The organism is Plantibacter sp. Leaf1, assembly GCF_001421315.1.
In the GTDB taxonomy this organism is placed as follows: Bacteria; Actinomycetota; Actinomycetes; order Actinomycetales; family Microbacteriaceae; genus Plantibacter.
The window spans coordinates 1,404,281-1,422,930 of record NZ_LMJX01000002.1 but is presented as its reverse complement, the minus strand read 5'-3'; the positions used below and the strand labels follow the sequence as shown (position 1 = coordinate 1,422,930).

The window sequence follows — 18,650 nt, the reverse complement described above, 5'->3', positions numbered from 1 at the left end:
ACGGGTGGTGACCCCCGCCCGTGTGGCACCACCTTTGGGGGTGCTCAGGCCCTTGGCCGGGCCGTGAGCTGAGCCATAGTATCCACCCTGGGTACACGCAGTTCGGGTTGTCGTGTTTCCGCTAACGAATCGTGCTTTGTTACGGATTACGAGGAACCACATTGTCCAGCCTGCCTGCAGCCCGCGGTGCGTCCGATGACGCTGTCGCCCCCGCTCTCCGACGACTCGGTCGCGTCGTCCTGACCGCGCTCGCGACCGCCGCCGTCGTCGGCGGCACCCTGGTCTCGATGCCGACGGCGGCCGTCGCGGCCGAACCCGCGGCCGCCCCTGCCACTCCGCTGCCGACCACCGTCGCCGCGGACGCCCTGCCGACCGCGCAGATGGACGGGGTCGCCTGGGGCCAGGCCGTCGCCGGCAACACGGTCTTCGTCGGCGGCGACTTCGCGAAGGCCCGCCCGGCAGGCGCGGCGGCGGGGGTCAACACCGTCGACCGCAAGAACCTCATGGCCTACACGATCTCGACCGGCGTCATGACCTCCTGGAACCCGAGCGCCAACGGCGTGGTGAACAGCCTCGCCGTGTCGCCCGACGGCTCCCGGCTCTACGTCGGCGGCACGTTCACGACGATCAACGGCGTGACCCGGAACCGCGTCGCTGCGTTCGACACCGCGACCGGCGCCCTGATCGCAAGCTTCGCCCCGGTCGTCAACGGCAAGGTCATGTCCGTCAAGGCGACCAACTCCACCGTCTACATCGGTGGTGAGTTCACGAGCGTCGGCGGCGCCACCCGCACGAAGGTGGCCGCGGTCAGCGCCTCCACCGGCGCCCTGCTGCCCTTCACCGTCGACCTCCAGGGTGGCTGGGGCGTCCGCGCCCTCGTCGTCTCGCCCGACGGCGGCAAGCTCATCATCGGTGGCTCGTTCACCTCGACCAACGGCTCCACGAGCCCCGGCCGCGGCCTCTCCGCGGTCGACGCCGTCACCGGAGCGACCATGCCGTTCGGCGTGAACAGCGTCATCCACAACGGTGGCGAGAACTCGGCGATCTACTCGCTCGCGTCCGACGGCACCTCCGTCTACGGCACCGGCTACGACTTCTACGGTGACTCCACGCTCGACGACTTCGAGGGCACCTTCAAGGCCTCCTGGTCGGACGGCACGATGCAGTGGATGGCCGACTGCCACGGTGACACGTACTCGGTCGACGTCGTCAAGGACATCGTCTACACCGCCAGCCACGCGCACTACTGCGGCAACATCGGCGGCTTCCCACAGCCCGACCCGTGGGTGTTCCACCACTCGCTCGCCTTCAGCCCCAACGCCACCGGCACGATCACGCCGGACGTCCACGGCTACCGCAACTTCACCGGCAACCCCTCGCCGTCGCTCCTGCAGTGGTACCCGACGTGGCAGACCGGCACCAAGACGAAGCTGTACCAGGCCGGTTGGAGCGTCGTCGGCGCTGGTGACTACGTCCTCTACGCCGGTGAGTTCCTCGGCGTCTCCGGCGCGAAGCAGCAGGGACTCGTCCGCTTCGCGACGCGTGACAAGGCCCCCAACAAGCGTGCGCCTGAGGTGTGGGGCGACAACTGGAAGCTCACCGCACTGTCCTTCCGCGCCGGGCAGGTCCGCCTCAGCTGGCCCGCCAACTACGACCCCGACGACGCGACGCTGACCTACCAGATCTTCCGTCAGGACAAGGGCACCTCGGTCCCGATCTACACGACGACCGAGACCTCGAACTTCTGGACCCAGCCGGCGATGCTCTTCACCGACACGAACGTGACGGCCGGCCAGACCTACAACTACCGCGTCAAGGCGATCGACCCGTGGGGCAACTCCACGCAGACGAGCACCTGGGTTCCGGCGACCGCCACCGGCGGCAACTCCTTCAGCTCCTACAACGGTGCTGTGCTCGACGCGGCCCCGTCGAACTACTGGCCGCTCGGTGAGTCCTCCGGGACGAGCGCCTACGACTGGGCGTCCGGGAACGACCTGACGCTGGCGTCGCCCTCGGCGCGTGCCGTCTCCGGTCCGAACCTCGCCCAGGCCAACACGGCGACGTCCTTCGGGGGCACCTCCTCCTCCTTCGGCGTCTCGAGCATCGCGCAGCCGGCCCCGAACACCTTCAGCGTCGAGGCATGGTTCCAGTCCAGCAGCACGCAGGGCGGCAAGATCGTCGGCTACGGCAATGCCAAGACCGGCAACTCCGGGAGCTACGACCGCCAGGTCTACCTCGACACCTCCGGAAGCGTCGTCTTCGGTGTGTACCCGGGATCGGTGCGGACCGTGCAGTCGGCGGCCGGCTTCAACGACGGCCAGTGGCACCACGTGGTCGCCTCCATGGGCGCCGACGGCATGACCCTCTCGCTCGACGGCAAGAAGGTCGCGAGCCGTGCCGACACCACGACCGGGCAGGACTACTCCGGCTACTGGCGTGTCGGCGGCGACAACATCGGCGGATGGCCGGGTGTCGGTTCCTCCTACCTCGACGGCAGCATCTCCGACGTCGCGGTCTACCCGACGGTGCTCAACCGGGCGACGATCGATGCGCACTGGGTCGCCTCGGGCCGCACCTCCACGGTGCCGGCCGCCCCGGCGGACACCTACGGTCAAGCGGTCTTCGCTCTCGACCCCGACCTCTACTGGCGGCTGAACGAGTCGACCGGTCCGAAGGCTGCCGACTCGGGACCCCTCGGGAACACCGGCACCTACTGGGGTGACGTCTCGAAGCAGGCACCAGGCGCGCTCTCCGGCGTCACCAACACCGCGGCGACGTTCTCACCGAGCGGCAACTCCGGCGTCGGTAGCGACAAGACCTTCTCGAACCCGCGCAACTACGCGGTCGAGACCTGGTTCAAGACGGACACGACGAGCGGCGGCAAGCTCATCGGCTTCGGCAACCGCTCGACCGACGGCACGTCGAACAACTACGACCGCCACGTCTACATGACGCCGGACGGACGACTGAACTTCGGTGTCTACACCGGCAACACGGTCATCGTGTCGTCGCCGTCCTCCTACAACGACAACACCTGGCACCACGTGGTCGCCGAGCAGTCGAGCACCGGCATGCAGCTGTACGTCGACGGTTCGCTCGTCGCCTCCGGCACGGAGACGAACGCGCAGGACTACACCGGCTACTGGCGCATCGGTGGTGACAGCACGTGGGGCGGTGACAACTGGTTCCGCGGTTCGCTCGACGAGTTCGCCGTGTACGGCAAGACGTTGACGGCCGCGCAGATCAGCGACCACTACTCGCTCGGGAAGATCGGCCGGGTCAACGCCCTGCCGACCGCGGCGTTCACCGCGACGCCGAGCGACCTCGGCGCGACCTTCGACGCCGCCGGCTCGACGGACTCCGACGGGACGATCGCCTCCTACGCCTGGGACTTCGGCGACGGCTCGACGGGCAGCGGGGTGACCGCGACGCACACGTACGGCGCCGCCGGCAGCTACGCCGTGAAGCTCACGGTGACGGACGACCTCGGCGCGTCCACGACGCGAACCGAACAGGTGACGGTCGTCGCGCCCAACGTGGCGCCCACCGCGATCTTCGCCGCTTCGGTCGCGAACCTGGCGCTCTCCGTCGACGCCTCCTCCTCGGCCGACCCGGACGGCACCATCGCCTCCTACGCCTGGAACTTCGGCGACGGCACGAGCGGTGTCGGCGCGACCGCGTCCCACACCTACGCGACCGCCGGTTCCTTCACGGTGACGCTCACGGTCACCGACAACCGGGGCGCGTCGGCCACGTCCACGCAGCAGGTGGCGACGGCCCTGCCGCCGAACCAGCTGCCGACCGCGGCCTTCACGCAGTCGAAGAACCTGCTGACCGTGTCGGTCGACGCCGCGACCTCCACCGACACCGACGGGTCCATCACGGGCTACGCCTGGGACTTCGGAGACACCACGACGGCGACCGGCAAGACCGCGAGCCACAGCTACGCGGCCGCCGGCACCTACACGATCACGCTCACGGTGACCGACGACCGCGCCGGTACCGCGATCACCTCGCAGACCGTCACCGTCGCCCCGGCACCCAACGTGGCACCGACGGCGTCGTTCACCTCCTCGGCGAACCTGCTCGTCGCCTCCTTCGACGGATCCGCGTCGACCGACACCGACGGTTCGATCGCCTCCTACGCCTGGGCGTTCGGTGACGGGACCACCGGAACCGGCGCGACGGCCCAGCACAGCTACGCGGCGGCGGGGACCTACTCGGTCGTCCTGACCGTGACCGACAACCGCGGCGGGACGGCGACGGCGACCCGATCGGTGACCGTCGCAGCGGCCCCGACGGCGACCGTGCTCGCCCAGGACGACTTCGAGCGCACCAGCGCGAGCGGCTGGGGCTCGGCTCCGGTCGGCGGTGCCTGGTCGCTCCAGGGAGCGGCGACCACCTACAGCGTCGGCGACGGCTCGGGCATCGTGAACCTCGCGAAGCTCGACACCCGTGCCGCCCGCCTCGGTGCGAAGTTCGACGACGCGGTCACGACCGTCTCGTTCTCCGTCGACCGCACGGGTCCCGGGTACTACGTGGCGGTGATCGGCCGACAGGTCGGAGCCAACGCGTACACCGCCCGGGTCCGCTGGGAGGCCAACGGTCAGGTCCGTCTCTACCTCTTGAAGAACGAGACCCAGATCGTCGACTCGAAGCTGCTCGACATCGTGTACGCACCGGGTGACCGTCTGACGATCTCCGTCAAGGCGTCCGGCACGAGCCCGACCACCCTCGGTGCGAAGGTCTGGAAGACCGGCACGACCGAGCCCACCGCCTGGCAGCTGAGCGGCACCGACACGGATGCCACGATGCAGGCGACCGGTCAGATCGGACTCATCTCCTACCTGTCGAACTCCTCGGCGTCGGCGACGGCGAAGCTCCGCATCGAGCAGTTCACCTCCGTCGCCTCGGCCGCGGCCACCCCGGTCACGCCCCCGGCACCGCCGGCGAACGTGAACCCGGTCTCCGCGTTCACGATGGCGGCCACCGACCTGTCGGTGACCTTCAACGGCTCGACGAGTTCCGACAGCGACGGCTCCATCGCCTCCTACGCCTGGACCTTCGGGGACGGTGCCACGGCGACCGGCGCCACGGCGACGCACGCCTACGCCGCAGCCGGTGCCTACCCGGTGACCCTCACCGTCACCGACAACCGTGGTGGGACCCACACGAGTCAGCAGACCGCGACGGTCTCGGCACCGGTGCCGCCGGTCCTGCCGCCCGTCGACCCGCCGGTCGACCCGCCCGTTGAGCCGCCGGTCGACCCGCCGGCAGCGGAGGAGCCCGTCGCCCTCGACGACTTCGACAACCGCCAGGCCGCGAACGGCTGGGGAGCCGCCGAGGAGGGTGGCGCGTGGAGCACCACCGGACCGGCGACGAGCTACAGCGTCGCGAACGGCGTCGGCAAGATCACCGCGAACGCCACCGAGACGCGCAGCGCGGTCCTGGCCGGGGTGTCGATCCGCGACGCCCTCGTCGAGACGACGTTCTCCGTCGACAAGGCCCCTGCAGGCGGCGCGCACACGGTGACGATCGCCGGACGGAAGATCGGCAACTCGGTCTACTCCACCCGCGTCCGCCTCGACGCCGCCGGCCTCATCCGCGTCTACATCCTCCGGGACGAGACGCCGCTGGCCGACAGCTACGTCCTCCCGGGCGGCGCGTACGTCGCCGGTCAGAAGCTCCACGTGACGCTCTCCGTCACCGGTGCTGGACCGACCACGGTGCAGGCGAAGGTGTGGCGTGACGCGGAGACGGAACCGGCCGCGTGGCAGCTGAGCGCGACCGACGCCACCACGGCGATGCAGGCTCCGGGAGCCGTCGGTGTCATCACCTACGTCACGGGCGCCAACACCAACGGCACCACCACGCTCTCCGTGGACTCCTTCAAGGTCACGGGAGAATAGGCAGGGTGACCCTTCCACACCTGAGCATCCTCGTCGCCTCCGAGCTTCGTACCGAGGACTACGCGTCCCGGTACGAGGCCGGAGCGGCACCGGACCGGGCGCCGTACGGGGCCAACCACGTCCCGGGCGGCTGGCACTTTAGCGTCCTGGGCGGTGGCGACCCGAACGGGTTCGCGGCTCGGCTCTCGAGACTGTCGAAGCGCCTCCTGGTGTTCGACGTCGGCCAGGCGCTCTCGCACCTCCGCGACCTGCGGCGGTCCGAGTACGTGTACTGCCACAGCGAGGTCGAATACCTCGGTGTCGGCCTGGTGTTCCGGCTCCTCGGGATCAGGCGTCCCGTGCTCGTCGGGCAGACCATCTGGCTGTTCGCGGAGTGGTCGAAGCACCCCAAGTGGCTGCAGCGCATCATGCGGTTCGCCCTCGACAGGGTCGACCTCTTCGTCGCGAACGCCGAACCGAACGCGGAGGCGGGGCGGGCGCTCGTCCCGTCCGGTCGCCACCGCTACGTCCCCTTCGGCGTCTCCTCGGTCTTCGCGGCCACCTCGCCGACGGACGACGTCGAGCCGGCACCCCGGCTCCTGTCCGTCGGCAACGATCGCGCCAGGGACTGGCGCACGCTCGAGCAGGCGCACCGGCTCCTCGGTGCCCCGTCGCTGCGGATCGCGTCCAACAAGAAGATCCTCGCGGACCACGACGCCGTCGAGACGCGCGCGACCACGACCGTCGCGGAGCTCGTGTCGCTCTACCGCTCGGCCGAGGTCACCGTCGTGAGCGTCACCCCCAACCTGCACGCGAGCGGCATCACCACGCTGCTCGAGCTCGCGGCTGCCGGTGGTGCCGCCGTCGCCACACGGGCCGGTGGATTGGACGCCTACTTCTCCGACGACGAGGTGCTCTTCGTCCCCGCAGCGGACCCCGGGGCCCTCGCCACGGCGATCTCCTCGCTGCTCGACGACCCCGAGGAACGCCGACGTCGGTCCGAGCGCCTCGCCGCCGCGTTCCAGGAGCGTCAGTACACGACCGCCGCCTACTGGCGCCGGGTCACCGAGGCGCTGGCGGAGCTTCCGTCGCGCGTCCGAGGCGCCTGATCCGCAGCGCGTAGGGCAGGATCTGCCCGAGCGTCACGGCCAGCGCGTTGCCGAGCATCGGGCCGACGGCGCCGAGGGTCGGGGTCAGCGCGAAGGCGAGGGCCACCGACACGGCGGCCATGAGCAGGGTCGGTGCGACCTGGAACCGGACGCCGGCGGTGTCCATCATGAACATGCCGAGCGGGTAGAGCGCCGCCTGGGCGGCGACCATCACGCCGAAGGCGAGCACGATCTCGACCGGGACCTCCACCTTGCCGCCGGAGATGAAGCCGAACACCCACGGGCCGGCGATGACCATGGCACCCGTGAAGAGGAGCACGCCGCCCGCGAAGCACGCGGCCAGGAGGAACGGTCCGGTCGTCGGGTTGCCGCTCGCCCGTGCCTTCGCGTAGCGCGGCCAGAGGGTCAGGCCGGCGGCGCTGACGAGTCCCTGCAGGGCGAAGAAGAACTGGCCGGCCATCGCGTACTGCGCGAGCGCGGCGGCGGACACGAACTGCGCGAGCACGAAGCGCTGGGACTGCATCGAGAGGGGCGTGGCGAGGAGCTGGGCGAGCATGGGCCAGCCCATGTCCATGACGCGGACGCCCGGGTGCCGCTTGACGAAGGGGATACGCCGGGCGGCGGTGCCGATGAGCGGGCTCGTGAACCGACGCGCGAGGAGGAAGCCGGTGAGGGCGACGCCGCCGGCGGCCAGGAGTGACCCGAGCGCCAGGTACGGATGCAGGGTCTCGGGGCCGACCGTGAGCGCGAGCCAGATGAGGAGGAGCGTCAGGGGGGACTGCACGCCCTGGATCATGATGATGATGTGGTTCCGCTGCAGGCCGAGGAGGATGCGCGTCCAGATGCCCAGCGGGATGCTGCAGCAGAAGACGGTGATCGCCAGGAACGCCGCGAGCGAGGAGCCGGGGATGTCGCCGGCGTCACCGAGGAACGCCGGCCACACACCGGCGAGGAGGAAAACGGTGTTCACCGCCATCAGCACCGCGGCGAAGGTGAGCATGATCCGCCCGACCGTCGTCACCTGCGCCGTGAGGGTCGGGTCGTCGCGCGGGTGGTCGGTCGTGGCGATGCGGTTCACGAGCACGGCGCCTGAGCCGAGGTCGGCGAACGACACCAGGCCGGGGAGGGCGACGACGAGGGTGTAGAGCGCGTATTCGTGGACGCCGGCGTCGGCGATGATGAGCCGGGTCGTCGTGAGGCCGCAGATGAGCGCGATGAGCATGGTGACGGCTTTTGCGCCGACCGATTTGACGGTGTTCACGACGGGGATCCAAGCGGGGTGTGGGGGAGCGGTGGGCCGGCAGGCCGGTCACCGGCCGGGCGGGATGCGGGCGGCGTCGTCCTGGCGCGGTTCACCAGGACGACGGCGAAGAAGAGGGTCATCGTCACCAGGGAGCTCGGCAACGGACTGAAGAAGAGGTCCCAGACGGTGCGGATGCCGAGGAAGAGTTCGAGGCCGCTGATCCGGCGGTCGGTCAGTCGGGAGGAGACGCCGAACAGGGCGAAGCCGACGGTGACGAGGAGCCACACCAGTCCGACGACGCCGAACAGGATCCAGACGTCGCCGACGATCGAGTGCACCTCGAAGCCCGGGGAGAACATGTACCGCTCGACATACCCGTTGTTCGGGTCGTAGCCGAGGGAGCTCATGCCCGACTTCGCGACCAGCACGTCCGTCATCGACGGTGAGCTACCGGAGCCGTAGCCGCCCGGTTGGTGGAAGAGGAGCGACACCGTCGCGCCGAGTTCCGGTCGACCTCCGAGGATGAGCGAGCCGGAGGCCTCGATCTGGGCCTCCGAGCGCTGTTCCGTACTCGTCCCGAGGTAGCCCTCGAGGATCGCGGCCTGCGCGAGGAGGAACACGAGGTAGCCGACGATCGCCATCCGGCCGAGCGCCCACCAGGCGTGCGCACGGCCACGGGCGACCGGGATGCGCTGCATGGTGATGATCGCCGCCGCCATGAGGAACATCGCCGCCGCCGACCGCGAGTCGTTGGCGGCGCTGATGAGGCTGAGGGCGATCAGGAGCACGATGTCCAGCCACCGGCGACCGGCCCACCAGGACAGGCCGAGGAGCAGGATCGCGATCGGGACGGACAGCCCGAACTTCCATGGGTTCGTCTCGAACGACGCACCGAACGGCAGGCCGAACACCATTCCCAGCCCGTACAGCGAGGCCATGCGAGGCGTTCCGATGATGCTCCGAGCCCAGAGCAGCGCGCCGACGGACAGAAGGACGCCGGCGATGCGCGCGGAGTTCATGGTGGCGAGGTAGCTCGAGACGACGTGGTCGCCGGCGGCGAACCCGGTGATGAGCAGACCGGACACGATCGCCAGGAGCCCGAGGAGCAGCATGGTCGCGGCGCCCTGGTACCGGCGGAGGGTGCTCAGCCAGAGCGGGGCGATGATCGCGCTCGCGGCGGCGGCGAAGAGGATGTCGTCGTAGCGCGGGTATCGCATGCCGATCGCGACGCACAGGGCGGCGGCGACCGCGAACTCGAGCGCCCGGCGGCCACGGTCGGGGTCGGCCCGGCGGGGCGTGAGCCCCGGCCCGGGTCCGCCGCGCAGCGCCGCTGGGATGGTCGTCACGGCTCAGCGACCGAGGCGCTCGGCGACGGCGTGACGGATGTTCGAGACCGACTCGACCTCCGAGGTGTAGTACTTGCTGTTGCGGTCCCCGCGCTTGACGCGGTTGAGCACGACGCCGACGAGCTCGGCCCGTGCGCCCTCCACCGCGGACACGGCCTTCGCGAGGTGGCGGTGCCGGGTGAACCGTTCGCGCACGACGATGAGCATGCCGTCGGCCATGTTGCCGAGCCACAGCGAGTCGGTCACGGTGATGATGGGCGCCGAGTCGATGACGACGAGGTCGTAGTCGGAGGACGCCTGCTCGAGCAGCAGGCGCATGCTCGACGAGCTGAGCAGCTGGCTCGGGTTCGGGGGCGTCGTGCCGGCGGTGAGGACGTCGAGGGTGTCGGAGCCCCACGACTGCACGGCGTCCTGCAGATCGTGCTGGCCGAGGAGGACGGACGTCAGACCGACCGTGCCGTCGAGCTGCGTGTACGTCGCGACGGTGGGGTGGCGGAGGTCGGCGTCGATGAGCAGCACCCGCTGGCCGGACTCGGCGTGCTGCTGGGCGAGGCCGATCGCGACCGAGCTCTTGCCCTCGTCGGGCTGCGCTGAGGTCACGACGACGGACCGGATGGGACGGTCGATGCTCGCGAACCGGAGGTTGGCGGACAAGGTGCGGAACGACTCCGCGACGAGCCCCTGCGGGTTCGTGCGCAGCGACACCAGGACCGGTGCTCCTCGGCGTGCTTCGGAGATCTCGCCGAGGATGGGCGCCGCGGTGTCGTGGGCGACGTCCGCTCCGTCGGTGATGCGGGTGGACAGCGCGCGTCGGACGAACGCGAACACGATCCCGAGGAGCAGGGCGATGGCCCCGCCGACGGCGGCGTACAGGGTCGAGCTCGGCGAGAACTGCGCGTTGGGGAGCGTCGCGGAGTTGATGCTCGTGAGGCGTACCGTCGGCTGGTCCTGGTCGTCCTGGGGGGAGACGTCCGCGACCGCGCTCGACAGCGACGCGACGACGGAGTCGTTGATCTGCTTGGCGCGGCTCGGGTCGGAGTCGACGACGGAGATCTCGATGATCGCGGTGTTCAGTGGTGAGTCGGCCGAGACGGACTTGCTGAGCCGTGCGACGGTGGTGTCCAGGTCGAGCTCGTCGACGACGGGCTGCAGGACGAGGTTCGACTCGGCGAGCAGTGCGTAGGTCTGGACGAGGCTCTGCACGTAGTTCGAGCCCTGGGCGAGCTCCGAGGTGCTCTCGCCGCGCTCGGCCGAGAGCAGCACGCTGCTCGTCGATCGGAACATCGGCACCTGGGTCTTCGCGACGACGTAGCCCGTCGCGCACCCGACGACCACCAGGACGGCGATGAGGACCCAGTACTTGCGAAGGGTCTGGACGTACTCGTGCAAGGTCATTTCGGGTCCCCCGTGGTCAAGGATGAATGGTCGTGTCGATGGGCTCCGACCGCCGCATTGGTATACTCGGTGCGGTTCTCAGGAGGCTGGATTGTCGATTGTCTCAACCGGCGTTCTCGCCGTCTGCCGTGCGAACGTGTGCCGGTCGCCGCTGGCCGAGTTCCGTCTGCAGCACGAACTCCCGGCCGCGTTCGGCGTCGAAGGTCTGCGCGTGGACAGTGCCGGCACCGAGACGGTGTCCGGGGCGAAGATCTGCGCCGAGGTGTACCGCCGGCTCATGCCCGCGGACGGAGCCGCGTTCGCCGCGAAGCACGTCGCGGCGCAACTGGATGCGCAGCGCATCGATGACGCGGGACTGATCCTGACGATGACCACGGCTGCGCGCGGTTCCGTCGGCGCCATCACGCCGTCCGCCCGCGCGAAGACGTTCACCCTCGTCGAAGCGGTCGGACTGCTCTCGCTCGAGCCCTCCGTCGCGGAACTCGACGTCCTCGCCGCCACCTCGGACCCGGTCGCCGCGGTCGCCGCCGTGTTGAACGGCCGCCGTGGCCTGCTCGGCGACGGGCCGAAGTTCAGCCGGTCGACGCGTCGGGTGACCGACGGTCTCGACGTCCTCGACGCGCACACCGATCGGGGAGCCCGGCACGGTGACGTGCTGCAGGCCGTCGACGAGCTCACGGCCGTCCTGGTGCGCGACATCGGGGTGCTCACGGCGCTCACGCCGCGCTGACGCGGTCACGATGCCCGTCCTCGGCGGGCGCGGAGCCGGCGGAGGACCATCGCCGGGTAGTACCGGGCGCGGTAGACCGCGATGAACCGTAGCGCCGCGGCCGTGCTCGGGAAGAGTCCACGGGCGACCCAGAACCGGGCGACGGCGAGGACGCCGTCGCGGTCCATGCGGGCGAGGGCGGTGCGGTGGACGGCGACCGTGGTCGTGGAGGACGCCATCGCGTCGTCGAGGACCGCGCGGACCTGTGCGCCGGAGCGGTGCCGCGGCCAGACGGTCGGGCTCTCGAGCGGTTCGCCGGAGGTGATGTCGTGCAGGGTCTCGCCATCGGTGAGCCGAGCTGCGGTGTACATGAAGAACTCCGTGAGTCCGGCGCGTTCGAACTCGGCGGAGAAGCCCTGCGGGTGGCGTGAGCCGAGATCGGCGACGAGGGTCCTGACGGCCGAGGTCGACAGGAGGAAGGGAGTGGCGGTCGAGGTGAAGCCGGCGACGAGGGTCTCGGCGTCGAGTCCGCTGTAGGCGAGGACGGTGCGTAGCTGCGGCTGCAGCGGGTGCTGCGCGTAGGAGTGCACGCCGCCGTTGGGCCGGCCGTCCGAGGCGAAGAGGTCACCGGTGGTCGTGGGGCGGATGAACACGGTCTTGGCGTCGAGGACGAGGTACCAGTCGGTCTCGACGCGGTCTGCGATGAGGAGCTTCAGGGCCTGCTGCGCCCGCCAGCCGTTCGTCGCAGTCGGCCCCGTGAGGAGGTCGTCCGGGCGGACGATCTCGAGCTTCGAGGCGAGGGGGCCGTAGGCCGTGGCCAGTCGGCGGCGGGCTCCGGCGCGGAGGCCGGCGGCGGAGTTGTCGATGACGAGGATCCGCGCGACGAGCGCCTGGTCGACGTAGCGTGCGAGGGATCGGGCCTGGAGGCGCAGCAGGTCGAACTCCGGCTCGAAGACGACCGTCACGAGGGTGACGGCGTCCGGTGAGGGCTTGGTGTTCACTGCGTCCGCTCGTTCCGGAGATCAGGCCGTCAGATCGGCGTCGGGTGGTGGTTCCGCCCTGTCGCGCCCACCGGATTCGGGTCGGGTGGGCGGGACAGCGGCTGTTGAACATGTTCAGCGTATGGGCCGGGGCAAGCGCCTTGTAGCCCCAGATCAGGGGGGACAACAAGCGGGGGGCGTCACCCCGACTGACCCCCGGCGGCGGCTGCGCAAGCCGTGGCTGCCACGACGCGCCGCGTTGTAGGGTGCGGACATGACGTTCAACGACAACGCCGACATCAGCGGGAACAAGGTCAAGCGCCGGGGCAAGACCACCGGCATCGCCGTCGGTGGCGGCGCAGTGGGGGTCATCGTCATCGCACTCATCTCCCAGTTCCTCGGCGTCGACGTCTCGGGCCTCCTCGGCGGTGGGGGAGTCGGCGGCGGATCACAGGAGGAGACCCTCCTCTCCGAGGAGTGCCAGACCGGTGCCGACGCGAACGCGAACGTCGACTGCCGGATGGGCGGCGCCTACTCCTCGCTCGACGACTACTGGTCTGAGGAGCTCCCCGCGCTCGGCGTCGACTACACCTCGCCGGCGGACTTCATCATCTTCGACCAGCAGACGAACACCGGATGCGGTGCGGCCTCGAGTGCCACCGGCCCGTTCTACTGCCCGCCGGACCAGACCATCTACATCGACACGAGCTTCTACGGCGAGCTGCGCGACCGCTTCGGCGCCTCGGGTGGCCCGCTCGCGGAGATGTACGTCGTCGCCCACGAGTGGGGCCACCACATCCAGGCGCTCACCGGCGTCATGGACCGCGCCGACCGCAGCGGCACGGGGCCGGCGTCCGACTCCGTGCGCATCGAGGTCCAGGCCGACTGCTTCGCCGGTGCCTGGGTGGCGGCGGCGTCCGACACCGAGGACGCGAAGGGCGTCGCCTTCCTGAAGCCCGTGACGCAGCAGGAGATCGACGACGCGCTGAGCGCCGCGGCAGCGGTGGGCGACGATCGCATCCAGGAGGCGGCGACCGGCCAGGTGAACCCCGAGGCGTGGACGCACGGTTCGGCCGAGCAACGCCAGCGCTGGTTCATGACCGGGTACAACGGTGGTCCGGCCGCCTGCGACACGTTCTCGGTGTCGGCCGACCAGCTCTGACACACCTGGGGGAACGGTGTGGTGGCACCGCCAGCCGGACGATCCACGCCATGCTAGAACGACCAGTGCGACGCGTCGAGCGCGCACCGAGGAAGGACAGGACCATGGGCGAGCCGTATCCCGAGATCGAGCCGTACGAGACCGGCATGCTCGACGTCGGCGACGGACAATCGCTGTACTGGGAGACCTCCGGCAACCCCGACGGCAAACCCGTCGTGTTCCTCCACGGCGGCCCCGGCGGCGGCACGAGTCCCGTCCACCGGCGCCTCTTCGACCCGAAGCGGTACCGGATCGTCCTCGTCGACCAGCGCGGCTGCGGCCGCAGCACCCCGCACGCGAGCGACCCCGCAGCCGACCTGTCGACCAACACCACCTGGCACCTCGTCGCCGACCTCGAGACGCTGCGGAAGGCGCTGAAGATCAAGCGCTGGATGGTGTTCGGCGGGTCCTGGGGCTCGACGCTCGCGCTGGCGTACGCCCAGAAGCACACGAAGCGCGTGACGGAGCTCGTCCTCCGCGGCATCTTCACCCTGCGCGACGAGGAACTCGACTGGTTCTACGAGGGCGGTGCGGCAGCCGTCTTCCCCGACCTGTGGGAGGGCTACCTCGAACCGATCCCCGTGGAGGAGCGCCGTCGGCTCATCGAGGCCTACCACCGGCGCCTGTTCGACGAGGACCCGGCCGTGCACGGTCCGGCGGCGGTCGCCTGGTCGCGCTGGGAGTCCTCGACGATCACGCTGCTCCCGCAGGCCGAGACCGTCGCCCGCTTCACGGACCCGCGGTTCGCCGTCGCGTTCGCGCGCATCGAGAACCACTTCTTCACCAACCGCGGCTGGTTCGAACCGGGCCAGCTCATCCGCGACGCCGACAAGCTCGCCGGTGTTCCCGGCGTGATCGTCCAGGGCCGCTACGACATGTGCACCCCGGTCTTCACCGCCTGGGACCTGCACCGGGCCTGGCCCGAGGCCGAGTTCACGATCGTCCCCGACGCCGGACACGCGTTCGACGAGCCGGGCATCCTCTCGGCGCTCATCGACGCGACCGACCGCTTCGCGAAGGACTGAGCGGCTCCCGGCGAAGCCCTTCGACAAGCTCAGGGAACCGGGGGCGGCTAGCCGGACCAGGGCCGCCCTTCGACCGGCTCAGGGACCGGGGTCGGGGCCAGTGTGCCGCTATTCCGTGAAGCGGGCGCGGCGCACGGCCTTGCCGCCGCGGAGGGCCTCACCGAGCGAGCGTCCCACGAGCCCCTCGCGGGCGAATCCGCTGAGGAGCTCCTCGGCGAGCGCACCGCGGTCGACGTCTGGCTCCGGGCCGTCGTCGACGCCGTCGGCAGGGCCGGCGAAGCCGTCGTGCGCGAGCAGGATCGACCCCTGGTGGCAGTGCCGGACGGCGTGGGCGACGCGCTCGTGTTCGCCGACGTCCTTGACGTCCCACGCGGTCGCGGTCCACAGCACCGTCTGGAGGCCGGCCCGCTTGACCGCCTGCCAGGTCTCGATGCTCTGCGCGCCGTACGGCGGGCGGAACCATTCGATCCGCTGCCCGCTCAGCTGCTCCAGCTCCTGCTTCGCGGCGAGGGTCCGCCGGTAGGCGACCTCCTCGGGGAAGTCGGTGAGGCGGACGTGGTCGTCACCGTGGAGGGCGAGTTCATGCCCCTCGGCCACGATGCGGTGGAGCAGTTCGGGGTGCTTCCTGGCCCGTCCGACGAGGACGAAGAAGGTCGCGGTGGCGCCGGCCGCTGCGAGGGCGTCCAACACGCCAGGCGTGCCGTCGGGGCTCGGGCCGTCGCCGTAGGTCATGACGACCGTGCGCTCCTCGGTGGCGACGCCGACGATGGAACCGTGGACGGGCAGTGAGCCGGTGAGGCGTGCCAGCAGTGCCTGCCGAGCCTTCGTCATGTGTCCACCGCCCCGTGTGTCGATCCGTCCAACAGTACCTCGATGCGCTGCGGATGGGGAGCGTGGGGCTGCGGGGCGGGAACCGGCGGTCGTGCCGGAGGAATCAGGCCTGGACGAGCGTCGCGTCGAGCTCGCGCTGCTCGTCGAGCTGGGCGAGTGCGCGTCGGAGTGCGGTGCTCGAGGTGCTCATCGTGTACGGGAAGTAGACGACCTCGACACCCACCTTCGCGAACTCCGCTTCGAGCCGGAGGCCCTCGGCGGTGCCGCGCCAGTCGTCGCCCTTGAAGAAGATGTCGAAGCGCAGCGCGTCCCACGCCTGCAACTTGTCGTCCCAGGTCTCCTCGACCGCCTCGTCGACGAAGCCGATGTGGCGGACGATCTCGAGTCGCTCCGTCAGCGGCACGATGGGCTCGATGCGCTTCCTAGTGCGGAGCAGCTCGTCCGAGACGACCCCGGCGATGAGGTAGTCGCAGGCGCTCTTCGCGTGCCGGAGGATGTTCAGGTGGCCGACGTGGAACAGGTCGAATGCTCCGGCGGCGTAGCCGACACGTCCAGTGCCTCGTTCATGCATGTCGGGTGTTCCTCTCCTCGATCGGACGGCGATGTGCGGCGCCACGATGAGCCTGTTGTGAGCCTAGGGACGGGTGGTCTCCAGCGAGAGTCCACCTTCGGGTGCCGCCTGTTCGGGGGCTGGTCACGCGTCGACGCGGGCGGCGTCCAGTCGCGTCATGTCGCGGAACCACTTGATCGACGCGAGGAGCAGGTGCCCGGCGTTCGCGACGAACATGAGGGTGTAGGCGGCGAAGAAGAGGTACGGCGCACCCAGCAGCAGGAAGATCATGCAGAGGAAGCCGTAGTCGGTCGGGATGACGAGGAGCGAGCGCAGGGGCGTGCTCTTGCCCTCGGCGGTCGAGGTCGGGTACCCGTAGGCCTGCTTGAGCTGGTCGTTGAGGATCATCGCGAAGAACGACACGGCGCCGACGATGCAGTAGCCGATCGGGATGAGCAGGAGCTCGGGGCTCGGCAGGTCGAAGCCGCGGTAGGCGGTGATGAGCACGGCGAGGTGCAGGGTGGAGATCTTCGTAGCGTCGACGACGTGGTCGAGCCACTCCCCGCTGGCCGAGCCGCCGCCGCGCAGCCTGGCGACCTGGCCGTCCGCGGAGTCGAAGGCGTAGCCGATCGCGAGCGCGAGCCACACGGCGACACCGGACCACCACTCCAGGGGGAGGAGCAACAGCATCGCGATGCCGGAGAAGGTGAACACGGCGCTGATGGCCGTGACGAGGTTCGGGGTGAGCCCCACCTTGTAGGCACCGGCGGCGAGGTAGCGGCCGGCCTTGCGGTTCACGTAGATCGAGTAGGCGGGAGCTCCCGCCGCACGCTTCTTCTGGGCGCCGGCGAGGCGGGCGACGATGTCGGCGTAGGACTCGGGGATCGAACGGGTGTCGGCAGTGATTCGGGTCATGCCAAGCCTCCGGTGGTCTCGGTGATGCGTGTCGGTGTGGTGTGTACGACCGGTTTCGGGTTCCAGTCGATGGGGAGGCGGGCGAAGCGTCCGGTGCCGTGGATCGTCGCGCCGTCGGCGAGCCGCATGGCGAGCGCCTCGTAACCGTCGGCGATGTCGTCCCAGCGGTAGACCTCGGCGGCTCGCGCCTGGAGGGCTGCTCCGACGGCCGCGGTGGCGGCCTCGTCCTGTTCGGCACGTTCGATGCATCGCGCGACCTCGTCGGTCGTCGCGAAGAAGGTGCCGGAGCCGCCGACGACCTCGTGGTTGAACACGGAGTCGAAACCGATCACGGCCGTGCCGGCCCCCATGGCGCGCAGCAGCGACGGGTTCGTCCCGCCGACGGAGTGGCCGTGGACGTAGGTGAGGGCACCGGCGTAGAGCTGGTCGAGGAGTTCCTGGTCCCAGACGCCACCGAGCAGGTGCACGCGCGGGTCGCTCGCCGCGAGCGTGGCGATGCGTTCGCTGTGCTCGGCGCCGTACGGTGCCGAGCCCACGACGACGAGGGGGTGGCGGGCGCTGCTCGCGAGGTAGCCCTCGACGATCAGGTCGACGTGGTTCTCCGGTTCGAACCGGGCGACCACGAGGTGGAAGGCGCCGGCCTCGACGCCGGCTCCTGAACCGAGCAGGTCGGTGCGGGGCTGCTCGAGGATCTTCGCGCCGTAGGTGAGGAGTTCGGTCGGGACGCCGAACTGCTGCTCGTAGTAGTCGGCGATCCCCGCAGCGTCGGCGATGAGCGCGTCGGCGGTGCGGACGGAACGCTCCTCGGCCCAGCGGTAGTACCGCTTGCCGGAACCGCTCCACTTCGCGCGCTTCCATTCGAGCCCGTCCACGTGCACGGCGGTCGGGACGCCCTTGGCGCGGATGACGGGGACGAAGGGGGCGTTCGCGGCGTTGAAGACGAAGGCGACGTCGTGGCGCTTCGTGACGGCCATGTTCAGCACCGACAGCGCCGTGTGGCTGAGGGTCTCCAGGACCTTCTTGCGGACGGCGGGCAGGTGCACGAGGCGCATCCCCAGGTGCTCGTCCGGCTGGTCAGCGGCGGTGCGACGGCAGAAGACGGTGACGTCGTGGCCGCGGGCGGCGAGCCGGCTGCCGATCTCCTCGACGGCCGTCTCGAACCCGCCGTAGGCGGCGGGGACGCCACGGGTGCCCACCATCGCGATCCGGAGCGTGCCGTCGGCCTGGCGACCGTGGGCGACGCTCCTGCGCTTCGGGGCCCTCATCGGGTGGTCGCCGCGGCGGATCGCGCGGCGGACTGCAGGGTGGTGTTCATGGCTGAGTTCGGGTCTCTCATGATGTCGCTGCCGGCCCACGGGGTTCGGGTGTGCGCCGCTGCTGCTGTCCGGCGTCTCGGACGCCGGTGTTCGGGTATCGGGTGCTCGGTCGGGTACCGGTGCACGACGACGATGTCGCGGC

General features: G+C 70.2%; 13 protein-coding genes. 5 read left to right on the top strand and 8 right to left on the bottom strand.

What is annotated here, in order from left to right; translation table 11 throughout:
* Positions 1-161 precede the first annotated feature (161 nt).
* A complete protein-coding gene (locus ASE44_RS08880) occupies positions 162-5,909 on the top strand; it encodes a LamG domain-containing protein (protein WP_082455917.1) in 5,748 nt (1,915 codons plus the stop codon).
* Between the two features lie 5 nt (positions 5,910-5,914).
* Entirely contained in the window at positions 5,915-6,997 is a 1,083-nt protein-coding gene (locus tag ASE44_RS08875; RefSeq protein WP_056779018.1) for a glycosyltransferase, read from the top strand.
* Here ASE44_RS08875 and ASE44_RS08870 read toward each other — a convergent pair.
* The 3 genes from ASE44_RS08870 to ASE44_RS08860 are packed head-to-tail and all read right to left on the bottom strand — an operon-like array spanning position 6,951 to position 10,981.
* Entirely contained in the window at positions 6,951-8,258 is a 1,308-nt protein-coding gene (locus tag ASE44_RS08870; protein WP_056779015.1) for a lipopolysaccharide biosynthesis protein, read from the bottom strand. The two genes, ASE44_RS08875 and ASE44_RS08870, sit on opposite strands and share 47 nt — an antisense overlap.
* Positions 8,255-9,586, bottom strand: coding sequence for a hypothetical protein (locus ASE44_RS08865; RefSeq protein ID WP_056779012.1), 1,332 nt, complete (start codon positions 9,584-9,586; stop codon positions 8,255-8,257). The genes ASE44_RS08870 and ASE44_RS08865 overlap by 4 nt, the downstream gene beginning before the upstream one ends.
* 3 nt (positions 9,587-9,589) lie before the next feature.
* Positions 9,590-10,981 (bottom strand): polysaccharide biosynthesis tyrosine autokinase, encoded by a 1,392-nt coding sequence (locus ASE44_RS08860; RefSeq protein ID WP_056779010.1) that lies wholly within the window; start codon positions 10,979-10,981, stop codon positions 9,590-9,592.
* Positions 10,982-11,072: 91 nt separating this feature from the next.
* On the opposite strand from ASE44_RS08860, the gene ASE44_RS08855 reads away from it, so the two are divergent.
* Complete coding sequence (locus ASE44_RS08855) at positions 11,073-11,711, top strand: hypothetical protein (protein WP_162235742.1); 639 nt, start codon at positions 11,073-11,075, stop codon at positions 11,709-11,711.
* A 5-nt stretch (positions 11,712-11,716) separates the two neighbouring features.
* Here the strand turns inward: ASE44_RS08855 and ASE44_RS08850 are convergent, their stop codons facing one another.
* Positions 11,717-12,691 carry a DUF6492 family protein gene (locus tag ASE44_RS08850; protein ID WP_056779005.1) on the bottom strand — a complete coding sequence of 325 codons (975 nt, stop codon included), beginning with the start codon at positions 12,689-12,691 and terminating at the stop codon, positions 11,717-11,719.
* Positions 12,692-12,944: 253 nt separating this feature from the next.
* Between ASE44_RS08850 and ASE44_RS08845 the strand changes: the two genes are divergently transcribed.
* Positions 12,945-13,832, top strand: a complete 888-nt coding sequence (locus ASE44_RS08845) for a neutral zinc metallopeptidase (RefSeq protein ID WP_056779002.1) — start codon at positions 12,945-12,947, stop codon at positions 13,830-13,832.
* 104 nt (positions 13,833-13,936) lie between these two features.
* A complete protein-coding gene (gene pip, locus ASE44_RS08840; protein WP_056008522.1) occupies positions 13,937-14,896 on the top strand; it encodes a prolyl aminopeptidase in 960 nt (319 codons plus the stop codon).
* A 108-nt stretch (positions 14,897-15,004) separates the two neighbouring features.
* Here the strand turns inward: pip and ASE44_RS08835 are convergent, their stop codons facing one another.
* The 4 genes from ASE44_RS08835 to ASE44_RS08820 all read right to left on the bottom strand — a co-directional run bounded on the left by ASE44_RS08835 (position 15,005) and on the right by ASE44_RS08820 (position 18,457).
* Positions 15,005-15,727 carry a polysaccharide deacetylase family protein gene (locus ASE44_RS08835; protein ID WP_056008519.1) on the bottom strand — a complete coding sequence of 241 codons (723 nt, stop codon included), beginning with the start codon at positions 15,725-15,727 and terminating at the stop codon, positions 15,005-15,007.
* Positions 15,728-15,830: 103 nt separating this feature from the next.
* The gene (locus tag ASE44_RS08830) at positions 15,831-16,298 is read right to left on the bottom strand and encodes an adenylyltransferase/cytidyltransferase family protein (RefSeq protein WP_056008516.1); all 468 of its coding nucleotides are present in this window, start codon (positions 16,296-16,298) and stop codon (positions 15,831-15,833) included.
* Positions 16,299-16,421: 123 nt separating this feature from the next.
* The gene (locus ASE44_RS08825) at positions 16,422-17,192 is read right to left on the bottom strand and encodes a CDP-alcohol phosphatidyltransferase family protein (protein WP_056008513.1); all 771 of its coding nucleotides are present in this window, start codon (positions 17,190-17,192) and stop codon (positions 16,422-16,424) included.
* On the bottom strand, positions 17,189-18,457 hold the full coding sequence (locus tag ASE44_RS08820; protein WP_056779001.1) for a glycosyltransferase: 1,269 nt from the start codon (positions 18,455-18,457) through the stop codon (positions 17,189-17,191). Before ASE44_RS08820 ends, ASE44_RS08825 begins: the two co-directional genes overlap by 4 nt.
* Between the last annotated feature and the right edge of the window lie 193 nt (positions 18,458-18,650).